Raw genomic sequence first — 12,338 nt, 5'->3', positions numbered from 1 at the left:
CCCCCCCCGGCGCCTCCCAGCCCGCGCCGGCGCGCGCCCCCGCCGCCCCGGGCGCCCCCCCCGGCGGGGCGCGCGGTGGGGGCCCCCCCCCCCCCACTTCTCTGTCACATCGAGGTCACTGACCTCGACGCTCGCGCAGCTGGGTCAGAGCGTCTTCGAGGAGCTGGACGGCTTCCTCATCGGTACGGCGCTCTTTCACATATGCCAGGTGGGTCTTGTACGGCTCGGTCTTCGCGAGTGCAGGAGGATTCTCCTTGTCGCGACCGGCCGGGAGCCCCGACTGCGGGTGGTCGATCGTCTCGGGGATCTCCTCTTCGGGCAGCCCCGCCGCGAAGTAGCGCACGGTCTCGTTGCCGAGTCCATCCCAGTAGGAGACCGCGATGCGTTCTGCGTGGTAGCCGTGGTCCTGCTCGCCCATGGGGCCGGAACCCACTCGGGTCCCTCGGATCGCGTTGCCGCCGGTAGCCATCAGATCACCTCGAACTTCGTGATGAGACCGAGCGCGACGATCGACACGAACCACGCGAGTGCGAGGATCACCGTGAAGCGATTGAGGTTGCGCTCAGCGAGGCCCGACGAGCCGACAGCCGACGTCATGCCTCCACCGAACATGTCGGACAGGCCGCCGCCGCGACCCTTGTGGAGGAGGATGAGGAGAGTCAGCAGGACGCTGGTGATACCCAGCACCACCTGCAGGACGAACTCGAGAATTTCCACGAGGAAGAGCCTTTCGCTGGGGCAGGATTGCCCCGGTAACGGTCAAGTATACGGTGCGGCGGGGCCGGAGCCCCGCCGCACACTCATACGCCGACGTGCTTCTCGAAGCGGATGATGGCAGCGAACTCATCGACCACGAGGCTCGCGCCTCCGACGAGTGCGCCGTCGACATCGGGTTCACGCATGAAGCTGGCGATGTTCGCCGCCTTGACCGATCCGCCGTACAGGATCCGAGTGCGCGCCGCAGCATCGTCACCGAGGACCTTCGCGACCACCGTGCGCAGCACGGCGCAGACGTCCTGCGCCTGCTGAGGGGTCGCGGCCTGTCCCGAGCCGATGGCCCAGACCGGCTCGTACGCCACGACGATGTCCGCATCCTTCGAGAGGCCCTGGAGTGCCACCTCGAGCTGACCGACGGGAACGGCGCTCGCGCCGAACTTCTCGAGATCCTCGGCCGTCTCGCCCACGCAGATCACCGGGGTCAGGCCGTGCTTCAGCGCGGCCTTCGTCTTGGCCGCCACGACCTCGTCGGATTCCGCGTGGTATTCGCGGCGCTCGGAGTGACCGATGATGACGTACTTCGCGTCGAGCTTCGCCAGGAACGCCCCCGACACCTCGCCCGTGTAGGCACCGGAGTCGTGAGCCGAGAGGTCCTGCGCGCCCAGCGCGAACGGGATCTTGTCCGCGTCGATCAGCGTCTGTACGCTGCGGATGTCGGTGAAGGGCGGGAACACCGCGACCTCGACCGAGCCGTCCTCGTGCTTGGCATCCTTGAGAGTCCAGTGCAGCTTCTGCACGAACGCGACCGCCTGCAGGTGGTCGAGGTTCATCTTCCAGTTTCCCGCGATCAGCGGGGTGCGGGTGTTCATGCCCATCCGAGCACCTCCAGTCCGGGTAGTTTCTTGCCCTCGAGGAATTCGAGGCTGGCGCCGCCGCCGGTCGAGATGTGACCGAACTGGTCATCGTCGAATCCGAGTTGACGCACGGCCGCGGCCGAGTCGCCGCCGCCGACGACGCTGAGGCCGTCGACCTCAGTGAGCGCCTGCGCGACGGCCTTGGTGCCGCCGGCGAACGCGGGGAACTCGAACACGCCCATCGGGCCGTTCCAGAACACGGTCGCAGAGGAGCGGATGACCTCGGCGAACCGCGCCGCCGTCTCGGGGCCGATGTCCAGACCGATTCCCGACGAACCGAAAGCGGTGCTTTCGATCGCGTCGGCGGCCGTCGTCTCGTGGTCGGCATCGGCCGAGAACGAGGAGGCGACGATCACATCGGTCGGGAGCACGAGCTCGACGCCGCGCTTCTCGGCCTCGGCGATGTAGCCGCGCACCGTCTCCAGCTGGTCCTCTTCGAGCAGGCTCGATGCCACCGCGTGCCCCTGAGCCTTCAGGAAGGTGAAGAGCATCCCGCCGCCGACGAGGATGCGATCCACGCGCGGCAGCAGGTGCGAGATCACGCCGAGCTTGTCGCTGACCTTCGAGCCGCCGAGGACGACCGCGTACGGACGCTCGGGATTCTCGGTGAGGCGATCGAGCACGTCGAGCTCTGTGGCGATGAGCAGGCCGGCAGCCGACGGCAGCAGCTGGGCGAGGTCGTAGACGCTCGCCTGCTTGCGGTGCACGACGCCGAATCCGTCGGAGACGAGGACGTCTCCGAGCTCTGCGAGCTGAGCCGCGAAGGCGCCGCGCTCCGCGTCGTCCTTCGAGGTCTCCCCCGGGTTGAATCGCAGGTTCTCGATGACGACGACGCCGCCGTCCTCGAGCGAGGCGACAGCCTCCTGCGCCGACTCGCCGACGGTGTCGCGCGCGAACGCGACCGGCGTGCCGAGCAGCTCCGACAGTCGCTGGGCGACCGGGGCGAGGCTGTACTGCGGGTCGGGCGCCCCATCGGGGCGTCCGAGGTGCGAGCACACGACGACGCGGGCTCCCGCGTTGATCAGTGCGTTGAGGGTAGGCAGCGAGGCGCGCACACGGCCATCGTCCGTTATGACCCCGTCCCGCAGGGGGACGTTGAGATCACAACGGACGATGACGCGCTTGCCCTCGAGCGAACCCAGTGAGTCCAGGGTGCGCAGAGTCATGGGCGGAGTCTCAGAGACGCTCTGCCACGTACTCGGTCAGGTCGACGAGACGGTTCGAGTAGCCCCACTCGTTGTCGTACCAGCTCGAGACCTTGACCAGGTTGCCGCTGACGTTGGTCAGCGTCGCGTCGAAGATCGACGAGTGCGGGTTGTGCACGATGTCGCTCGAGACGATCTGGTCCTCGTTGTACTGCAGGAAGCCTGCGAGGCGTCCGTCGGCGGCGGCCTTCTTGTAGGCCTCGTTCACCTCGTCGACCGTGAGGTTCTCGCGGTCGGTGATGAGCGTGAGGTCGACGATCGAGCCGGTGGGAACCGGCACGCGGTACGACGAGCCGCTGAGCTTGCCCTGCAGCTCCGGCAGGACCTCGCCGATGGCCTTCGCGGCACCGGTCGACGCCGGGGTGATGTTGATCGCCGCCGCGCGAGCACGACGCAGGTCGCTGTGCGGGCCGTCCTGCAGGTTCTGGTCTGCGGTGTAGGCGTGCGCGGTCATCATGAAGCCGCGGTCGATGCCGAACGCGTCGTTGAAGACCTGTGCCAGCGGTGCGAGGCAGTTGGTGGTGCACGAGGCGTTGGAGATGATGTGATCGGTCTCCGGGTTGTAGGTGTCCTCGTTCACGCCCATGACGAACGTGCCGTCGACGCCGGTGCCCGGAGCCGAGATCAGCACCTTCTTGGCGCCGGCCTCGATGTGCTTCTTCGCGAGCTCGGCCTTGGTGAAGAAGCCGGTCGACTCGATGACGATGTCCACTCCCAGCTCACCCCACGGGAGGCCGGCGGGGTCGCGCTCCGCGAACGCCTTGATCGCCTTGCCGTTGACCGTGATGCTCTCGTCGTCGTAGCTGATGTCAGCGTCGAGGACGCCACCCACGGAGTCGTACTTCAGAAGGTGGGCAAGGGTCTTGTTGTCGGTGAGGTCGTTGACCGCGACGATCTCGATGTCCGCTCCCTGCGCGAGAGCCGCGCGGAAGTAGTTGCGTCCGATACGGCCGAAGCCGTTGATACCGATCTTGACAGACACTCAGGTCTCCCTGTTTCTCGTGCGCTGTGCGCAGCAATCGTGCGTACGCGATGCGCGGGGGTTTTTGGCTGAGATGGCGTCCCGACGAGACTGGGCCCGTCGGGACGCGACCCGATTACGACAGTACCAGCAGGCCGTTCGTCTTCTCGCGGGCGACCTCGAAGCGCTGGGCGACGTTCTCCCAGTTGGCGATGTTCCAGGCGGCCTTGACGTAGTCGGCCTTCACGTTGAGGTAGTCGAGGTAGAAGGCGTGCTCCCACATGTCGAGCTGGAACAGCGGCACGGTGCCCTGTGCCGTGTTCGACTGCTGGTCGAACAGCTGCTGGATGATCAGGCGCTGGCCGATCGAGTCCCAGCTGAGCACCGACCAGCCGGAGCCCTGGATGCCGAGGGCGTTCGCGGTGAAGTGCGCCTGGAACTTCTCGAACGAGCCGAAGAACTCGTCGATCGCCGCCTTGAGCTCGCCCTCGGGCTGTCCGCCACCGGTGGGCGAGAGGTTCGTCCAGAAGATGGAGTGGTTGACGTGGCCGCCGAGGTTGAACGCGAGGTCCTTCTCGAGCTTGTTCACGTTCGCGAGGTTGCCGCTCTCGCGAGCCTCGGCGAGCTGCTCGAGTGCGGTGTTGGCTCCGGCGACGTAGGTCGCGTGGTGCTTGTCATGGTGCAGCTCCATGATCTTGCCGCTGATGTGCGGCTCGAGGGCTGCGAAGTCGTAGGGAAGGTCGGGGAGCGTATAGGTCGCCATGTCGCTTTCATCCAATCCGCGCCGCGCCGCGGCGCTTGCCGATCCTCTGCGCCGCCGAGGTGCGGCGTAGAGCGGACTTTTCTCATCCTAGTGACGACAACACGTCGCCGACTTCGATCCTTCCCCGATATGACGAAGCGAGGCGACCCCTTGACAGGGGTCGCCTCGCTCGGTCATCAGGAGTGATCAGACGTCGAGGCCCGCGGGGACCGCAGCCTCGGTTCCGGGGATCCCCTCCTGCTGAGCGCGCTTGTCCGCCATCGCCAGAAGTCGGCGGATGCGTCCGGCGACAGCATCCTTCGTCATGGGGGGATCCGCGTGATGCCCCAGCTCGTCGAGGCTCGCGTCGCGGTGCGCGAGACGCAGTTCACCCGCGACCTTGAGGTGATCGGGCACATCGTCGGCGAGGATCTCGAGGGCGCGCTCGACGCGCGCGCACGCGGCGACCGCGGCCTGCGCCGAACGGCGGAGGTTCGCATCGTCGAAGTTCACGAGACGGTTGACGCCGGCGCGCACCTCGCGACGCTGGCGCATCTCCTCCCACGCGACGGCGGTCTTCTGCGCCCCCATCTCACTCAGGACCGTGCGGATCGCCTCTCCCTCGCGCACGACGACTCGCGGCATGCCACGCACCTCGCGGGCCTTGGCTGCCACCCCCAGTCGGTGTGCTGCACCGACGAGGGCCATCGCCGCCTCCGATGTCGGGCATGACACCTCGAGCATCGCCGAGCGCCCCGGCTCGCTCAGAGTGCCCGCCGCGAGGAACGCGCCGCGCCACAGTCCCGCGATCTCGGCACGCGAACCCGTCGTGAGGCGGTTGGGAAGACCTCGGACCGGCCGGCGACGCTGGTCGAGCAGCCCCGTCTGACGGGCGAGGGTCTCCCCCGCCGCGATCACCCGGACGGCCCACCGGGCACCGTCGTTCGCGCTGCTCGACTGCACCTGGGCGATCTCGGGACGGACTCCGTAGATCTCCGCCAGATCGCGCGCGACGCGTTGCGCGAGCACCTCGGCATCCACCTCGGCCTCGACGGCGACCCGTCCGGCGATCGAGTGCAGACCACCGGCGAATCGGAGGATCGATGTGACCTCGGCGACGCGCACCGTCGGGGGTGCATTGCGGATGCTGACAAGCTCAGCCTTGACGTCGGTGGTTAGTGCCACGACACTCCTTCACGCTCACGCGCCGGATCGCGACGCAAACCTCCAGCTTACTCGGAACGGCGCGGGTCTTACTCCCGACCGAGGTCCCGGTGACGCACGTTGACGGCCACTCCGGGCACCGCTGCCACGCGCCGCGCCAGTTCCTCGGCCATCGCGACGGAGCGGTGCTTGCCGCCCGTGCACCCGATCGCGATCGTCGAGTGGCTCTTGTTCTCGCGCTGGTATCCCTCCAGCACAGGCGTGAGCGCCGCCGTGTAGGCGTCGAGGAACTCGGCCGCGCCCTCGCGGGACAGCACGTACTCTCTGACCGGCTCGTCCTTCCCGGTGAGTCCGCGGAGCTGCTCGTTCCAGAACGGGTTGGGAAGGAAGCGCATGTCGGCGACGAGATCGACGTCGGTCGGCAGCCCGTACTTGAACCCGAAGCTCATCAGGGTCACCCGATGCCGTGCGGCCCCCGCCTCGGAGAACAGCTCGGAGACCTGGGTCGCCAGTTGGTGGATGTTGAGCGCCGAGGTGTCGATGACGAGGTCGGCGGACTCCCGGATCGGGGCGAGCTTCTGGCGCTCGATGCGGATGCCGTCGAGAAGCGTGCCGTCTCCCTGCAGTGGGTGGGGCCTGCGCACCGATTCGAACCGTCGCACGAGCACATCGTCGGAGGCGTCGAGGAACAGCACTCGCACCGATCCGCGCGACCTCAGGGCGCGCGCCACACCGGGGAAGTCGTCGAACAGGTTGCGACCCCGCACGTCGACCACCGCCGCCACCTTGGGGAGCGCGTTGCCGCCCATATCGGTGAGGTCGAGGAGCGGACGGAGGATCTGCGGCGGCAGGTTGTCGACGACATACCAGCCGAGGTCCTCGAGTGCGTTCGCGACCGTCGTGCGCCCCGCGCCCGACATGCCGGTGACGATGAGGAACTCGCCCTTCTCCCCGTCAGCCATGGTTACTCCTTCTCCCCCGCAGGGACCAGCCTAGCGAGTGGAGAGATGGGTATGGATGTTCTGGGCGAGCACGGGTCCGATCCCCTGCACCTCTTCGATCTCCTCGGGCGCCGCCGCCCGGAGAGCGGTCACGGATCCGAAGTGCTTGAGCAGCACCTTGATGCGCGACGCCCCGAGCCCCGGGACCTCCGAGAGCACCGACGAGATGTCGTTCCGACGACGCTTGCGCTGGTGGGTGATCGCGAAGCGGTGAGCTTCGTCGCGCAGACGCTGCAGGAGGTACAGCGATTCGCTCGTGCGGGGAAGGATCACCGGGAAGTCCTCGCCCGGGAGCCAGATCTCCTCGAGACGCTTGGCGATGCCGCACACCGCGATCTCGGTGTGACCCGCATCGCGCAGCGCGCGAGCGGCGGCTTCGACCTGCGGCTTGCCGCCGTCGACGAGCAGCAGCTGGGGAGGATAGGCGAAACGTGGCTTGCGCTTGACCTCGCCGACGACTCCCTCGGCGAGGGCCTCTTCTGCGACCTGCTCCTCGGGGGTCGTCTCCTCCGGACGGTCGAGATACGCCAGGCGCCGACGCAGCACCTGATACATCGAGTCGGTATCGTCGGTCGTCTCCGCGATGTTGAACGAGCGGTACTGGTCTTTGCGGGGCAGTCCGTCTTCGAACACGACCATCGACGCCACGACGTTGGTGCCGCCGAGGTGCGAGATGTCGAAGCATTCGATCCGCAACGGCGCCTCGCTCATCCCGAGGGCCTCCTGCAGATCGGTCAGCGCCTGGGTCCGCGCGACGTAGTCGCTCGTGCGACGGGTCTTGTGACGGATCAGGGCCTGCTGCGCATTCAGCGTCGCGGTGCGCATGAGGTCTGCACGCTGGCCGCGCTGAGCGACGGCGATCTCGACCTTCTTCCCGCGCCGCTCCCTGAGCCAGAGCTCGAGTTCGGCGGCGTCGTCGGGCAGCGAGGGCACGAGGATGCGTCTCGGCACGTCCTGCGCATCGCCGTAGGCGCGCTGGAGCACCTGGTCGACGAGGTCGGCCGTCGAGATGTCGATCTCCTTCTCGATCGTCAACGCACGGACTCCGCGCACACGCCCGCCGCGGATCACGAAGTGCTGCACGGCTGCTGCGAGTTCGTCTTCGGCGATGCCGAACAGATCGGCGTCTTCGTCGGGCGCCAGCACCAGTGCACTCTTCCCGAGCACGGCCTCGATCGCGCCGAGCTTGTCGCGATACTTCGCCGCGGCCTCGTAGTCCATCGCGGCCGAGGCGGCGAGCATCCGCCTGGTCAGTTCCCGGGTGAAGCGCTCGTCTCCGCCGGCCATGAAGGCGACGAAGTCGTCGACCATCGCCCTGTGCTCCTCGATCGTCACCGTCATCGAGCAGGGGCCGCCGCATTTGCCGATCTGACCCGGGAAGCACGGCCGGCCTGTCGCCATCGCCCGCTTGTAGCTGGCATCGCTGCAGGTCCGGATCGGGAACGCCTTGATCATGAGGTCGATCGTCTCGTGCACCGCCCACACCTTGGGGTACGGACCGAAGTACCTCGCGCCGGGGATCTTGCGATTCCTGGTCACGATCACTCGCGGTGCCTCGTCGGCGAGAGTGACGGCCATGAACGGGTACGACTTGTCATCCTTGTAGCGGACGTTGAACGGCGGATCGAACTCCTTGATCCACATGTACTCGAGCTGCAGGGAGTCGACGTCGGTGGGCACCACGGTCCACTCCACCGACGACGCGGTCGTGACCATGCGACGGGTGCGCTCGTGCAGGGTGCGCAGAGGGGCGAAGTAGTTCGACAGCCGTTGGCGGAGGTTCTTGGCCTTGCCCACGTAGAGCACCCGCCCGTCGGCGTCGCGGAATCTGTACACGCCGGGGTTGGTGGGGATCTCACCCGCCCTCGGTTTGTACGAGAGTGCGTCGGCCATCAGCTGGCCTTCCGCGCAGAGCGCCCCTCATCCAGGATCTCGGCGAGGAACTGCCCGGTGTGGCTCTCCTCGACCCGGGCGATCTGCTCGGGAGTGCCTGTGGCGAGGATCTCACCACCACCCGAGCCGCCCTCGGGACCGAGGTCGATGACCCAGTCCGCCGACTTGATCACATCGAGATTGTGCTCGATCACGATGACCGTGTTGCCCTTGTCGACGAGTCCGTTCAGGACCTCGAGGAGCTTGCGCACGTCTTCGAAATGCAGACCCGTGGTCGGCTCGTCGAGAACATAGATGCTTCGGCCGTTGCTCCGCCGCTGCAACTCGGTCGCAAGCTTGACACGCTGAGCTTCACCGCCGGAGAGCGTCGTGGCGGACTGTCCCAGGCGCACGTATCCGAGGCCGACGTCGACCAGGGTCTTCATGTAGCGGTGGATGGCCTGGATCGGCTCGAAGAACTCCGCAGCCTCGGCGATGGGCATCTCGAGCACCTCGGCGATGTTCTTGCCCTTGTAGTGCACCGCGAGGGTGTCCCGGTTGTACCGCTTTCCGTGGCACACCTCGCAGTCGACGTAGACATCGGGGAGGAAGTTCATCTCGATCTTGATGGTGCCGTCACCCGAACAGGCGTCGCAGCGCCCGCCCTTGACGTTGAAGCTGAAGCGGCCGGGCTGGTACCCCCGGACCTTCGCCTCGGGGGTCTCGCTGAACAGCGAGCGGATCCTGTCGAACACACCCGTGTAGGTCGCCGGGTTGGACCGCGGGGTGCGGCCGATCGGCGCCTGGTCGACGTGCACGACCTTGTCGAGATTGTCGAGACCCGAGACGCGCGTGTGCTTGCCGGGCACCGTGCGCGCTCCGTTGAGCCGCGAGGCCAGCACCTGGTAGAGGATGTCGTTCACGAGCGAGGACTTCCCCGACCCGCTGACGCCCGTGACCGCGGTCAGGACGCCGAGGGGGAAGTCGACGCTCACGTTCTTGAGGTTGTTCTCACGCGCTCCGACGACACTGATCTTGCGCTTCTTGTCGAGCTTGCGGCGCTTCGACGGCGTCGGGATCTCGCGAGCACCCGAGAGGTACTCGCCCGTCATGGAGTCGGGCTCGTTCAACAGGGCCGAATAGGGTCCCGAGTGCACGACCGCGCCGCCGTTCACTCCTGCGCCCGGTCCGATGTCGACGACCCAGTCGGCCGCCTCGATGGTCTCTTCGTCGTGCTCCACGACGATGAGCGTGTTGCCCAGGTCGCGCAGCTTGAGCAGGGTGTCGATCAGTCGCCTGTTGTCGCGCTGGTGCAGACCGATCGAGGGCTCGTCGAGCACGTAGAGCACTCCCGTGAGACCCGACCCGATCTGCGTCGCGAGTCGGATCCGCTGCGCCTCTCCGCCCGACAGCGAGCCGGCGGAGCGGCTGAGGTTGAGATACGAGAGGCCCACCTGGAGCAGGAAGTCGAGCCGGAGCCGGATCTCCCGGAGCACCTGCGCGGCGATCTTGGCCTCTCGGTCGGTGAGCGTCAGCGTCTCCATGAAGGCTCGCGCATCGGCGAGGCTGAGGTGGGACACCTCGGCGATCGAGTGTCCGTGCACCTGCACCGCGAGCACTTCCGGCTTCAGTCTGTTCCCGTCGCACACGGGGCACGGCACTTCGCGCAGGTACTCGCCCCAGCGGGCGCGCTGCGTGTCGGACTCCGCCTGCGCGTACTGACGCTCGATGTACGGAACGACGCCCTCGAAGCCCGAGGCGTACCGCATCTCACGGCCGTAGCGGTTCTTGAACTTCACCGTGACCTTGTAGTTGTCGCCGCGGAGAATCGCGTCCTGCACGTCGACCCTGAGGTCCTGCCAGGGCGTGTCGAGCGAGAACTTCAGATCTGCCGCGAGTCCCTCGAGCAGGCGCTCGTAGTACTGGAACAGCCCCTTGCCCTGAGTCGTCCACGGGATGATCGCGCCCTCGCGGATCGAGAGCTCCTCGTCGCCGAGCATGAGGTCGACGTCGACCGACATGCGGGTTCCGAGTCCCGAGCAGGCCGGGCACGCGCCGAACGGCGCGTTGAACGAGAACGTGCGGGGCTCGATCTCGGTGAGAGTGAGTGCGTGGCCGTTGGGACAGGCGAGCTTCTCGGAGAAGGACTGCCAGGCGTCATCGCCCTCTTCGTCGACGAAGTTGACCTGAACGACTCCCCCCGCGAGTCCGAGAGCCGTCTCGACGGAGTCCGTGACGCGACCGAGGATGTCGTCGGCCGCGACGAGTCGGTCGACTACCACCGCGATGTCGTGCTTGTAGCTCTTCTTCAGCGTCGGCGGCTCGGCGAGCTGGATCAGATCGCCGTCGACGATGGCTCGCGAGTAGCCCTTCGCTCCGAGCTCGCGGAAGAGGTCGACGAACTCGCCCTTCTTCTGGGAGACGATGGGCGCGACGATCTGATACCGCGTGCGCTCGGGGAGACTCATGAGCTGGTCGGCGATCTGCTGCACGGTCTGTCGCTGAATGCGTTCGCCGCACTCGGGGCAGTGAGGGATCCCGATCCGGGCCCACAGCAGACGCATGTAGTCGTAGATCTCGGTGATCGTGCCGACGGTCGAGCGCGGGTTGCGGTTCGTCGACTTCTGATCGATCGACACCGCGGGGCTGAGCCCTTCGATGAAGTCGACGTCGGGTCGATCGACCTGGCCCAGGAACTGTCGCGCATATGCGCTCAGCGACTCGACGTAGCGACGCTGCCCCTCGGCGAAGATCGTGTCGAACGCGAGACTGGACTTTCCGGAACCGGACAGGCCGGTGAACACGACGAGCGAGTCGCGCGGGATGTCGATGTCGACGTTCTTGAGATTGTGCACGCGGGCACCGCGAACACTGAGTTTTCCTGGGGTTGCAACCGGGACGATAGGCACCGATCAAGTCTACGAGGGGCCACGGACATTGGCTCCGTGAGCGCTCACAGGAAGCGCGCGGCGCTCCGACGACGCGTTCGACGCGGTCAGGGCTGAAGCGGGCGACGACCGGCGAAGGCGGACAGCCCGTCGCGCAGAGCAGCGATCTGCGGGAGGTCCATCCCCACGGCCGCCATGACCTGCCGTGGCACGTCGAGGGCGCGCTCGCGCAGCGCCGCACCGGCGTCGGTCAGCGTGATGTCGAGTCGACGCTCATCGTGCGAGCTGCGCTGCCGGGCGACGAGCCCCTCGGCCTCGAGGCGCTTCACCAGCGGCGACGCCGTCGCCGGGTCGAGCGCGAGGTCTGCGGCGAGGTCGTTCAGAGGACGGGGAGAACGCTCCCACAGAGCCAGCATCACCAGATACTGCGGATGGGTCAGGCCGAGCGGTTCGAGGATCGGGCGATAGATCGCCACGACGTTCCGCGCGGCCGTGACCAGGGCGAAGCAGAGCTGGTTGTCCAGCCTGAGGAGATCGTCCGTGTGCGCCACGGCATCGACTATACAACGACCCTAATGGTTAGTACACTAATGAACATGTCGCAATCCGGTGACCGTCCCCCTCTTCGCACCCGCATCCGTGAGGCCGGTGGCCTCTACTCATGGGTCAACGGCAACCTGATTCGTCTCGCGGGTCCCGCCTCGGTGGGCCCTTACGAGAAGACTCCTCCTCCGAGCGCCGCCGAGCGGGCCGAACGCGCATGCCCGCTGTGCGGCGCACCGATGAGTGAGCACGAGATCGACCGTTCAGGCCCGAAGACGCTCGTGCACTGCCCCTGAACTCCGGAGCCCGCGCACGGCGGCCTGCGTCTTCA

Annotated in this window: 12 protein-coding genes; 1 reads left to right on the top strand and 11 read right to left on the bottom strand. The window is 67.1% G+C overall.

All coding sequences use genetic code 11. The features are described 5' to 3' along the window. Positions 1-115: 115 nt before the first annotated feature. The 11 genes from RWO82_RS01990 to RWO82_RS01940 all read right to left on the bottom strand — a co-directional run bounded on the left by RWO82_RS01990 (position 116) and on the right by RWO82_RS01940 (position 12,015). Positions 116-469: an RNA polymerase-binding protein RbpA gene (locus RWO82_RS01990; protein ID WP_314422577.1), complete on the bottom strand. Its 354-nt coding sequence runs from the start codon at positions 467-469 to the stop codon at positions 116-118. Next, positions 469-717, bottom strand: a complete 249-nt coding sequence (gene secG / locus RWO82_RS01985) for a preprotein translocase subunit SecG (protein WP_053096652.1) — start codon at positions 715-717, stop codon at positions 469-471. Before secG ends, RWO82_RS01990 begins: the two co-directional genes overlap by 1 nt. An 83-nt stretch (positions 718-800) precedes the next feature. After that, complete coding sequence (gene tpiA, locus RWO82_RS01980; protein ID WP_314422574.1) at positions 801-1,592, bottom strand: triose-phosphate isomerase; 792 nt, start codon at positions 1,590-1,592, stop codon at positions 801-803. Continuing rightward, a complete protein-coding gene (locus tag RWO82_RS01975; RefSeq protein ID WP_314422572.1) occupies positions 1,583-2,797 on the bottom strand; it encodes a phosphoglycerate kinase in 1,215 nt (404 codons plus the stop codon). The genes tpiA and RWO82_RS01975 overlap by 10 nt, the downstream gene beginning before the upstream one ends. A gap of 10 nt (positions 2,798-2,807) precedes the next feature. Beyond that, a complete protein-coding gene (gene gap, locus RWO82_RS01970; RefSeq protein WP_201470075.1) occupies positions 2,808-3,818 on the bottom strand; it encodes a type I glyceraldehyde-3-phosphate dehydrogenase in 1,011 nt (336 codons plus the stop codon). A gap of 115 nt (positions 3,819-3,933) precedes the next feature. Further along, positions 3,934-4,560 (bottom strand): superoxide dismutase, encoded by a 627-nt coding sequence (locus RWO82_RS01965; protein WP_314422570.1) that lies wholly within the window; start codon positions 4,558-4,560, stop codon positions 3,934-3,936. Between the two features lie 186 nt (positions 4,561-4,746). Then, on the bottom strand, positions 4,747-5,724 hold the full coding sequence (gene whiA, locus RWO82_RS01960; protein WP_314422567.1) for a DNA-binding protein WhiA: 978 nt from the start codon (positions 5,722-5,724) through the stop codon (positions 4,747-4,749). A 68-nt stretch (positions 5,725-5,792) separates the two neighbouring features. Next, complete coding sequence (gene rapZ / locus RWO82_RS01955) at positions 5,793-6,665, bottom strand: RNase adapter RapZ (RefSeq protein WP_314422565.1); 873 nt, start codon at positions 6,663-6,665, stop codon at positions 5,793-5,795. A 30-nt stretch (positions 6,666-6,695) separates the two neighbouring features. Then, positions 6,696-8,597, bottom strand: a complete 1,902-nt coding sequence (uvrC, locus tag RWO82_RS01950; protein ID WP_314422563.1) for an excinuclease ABC subunit UvrC — start codon at positions 8,595-8,597, stop codon at positions 6,696-6,698. Continuing rightward, positions 8,597-11,485, bottom strand: a complete 2,889-nt coding sequence (gene uvrA, locus RWO82_RS01945) for an excinuclease ABC subunit UvrA (protein WP_314422562.1) — start codon at positions 11,483-11,485, stop codon at positions 8,597-8,599. The genes uvrC and uvrA overlap by 1 nt, the downstream gene beginning before the upstream one ends. An 86-nt stretch (positions 11,486-11,571) precedes the next feature. Continuing rightward, a complete protein-coding gene (locus RWO82_RS01940; RefSeq protein WP_314422560.1) occupies positions 11,572-12,015 on the bottom strand; it encodes a MarR family transcriptional regulator in 444 nt (147 codons plus the stop codon). Between the two features lie 45 nt (positions 12,016-12,060). Between RWO82_RS01940 and RWO82_RS01935 the strand changes: the two genes are divergently transcribed. Next, positions 12,061-12,303, top strand: a complete 243-nt coding sequence (locus RWO82_RS01935) for a hypothetical protein (protein ID WP_314422558.1) — start codon at positions 12,061-12,063, stop codon at positions 12,301-12,303. Positions 12,304-12,338: the final 35 nt, after the last annotated feature.

Source organism: uncultured Microbacterium sp., assembly GCF_963521645.1.
Classification (GTDB): Bacteria; Actinomycetota; Actinomycetes; order Actinomycetales; family Microbacteriaceae; genus Microbacterium.
The sequence above is the reverse complement of the archived record's forward strand: the minus strand, read 5'-3'. Positions and strand labels throughout refer to the sequence as shown.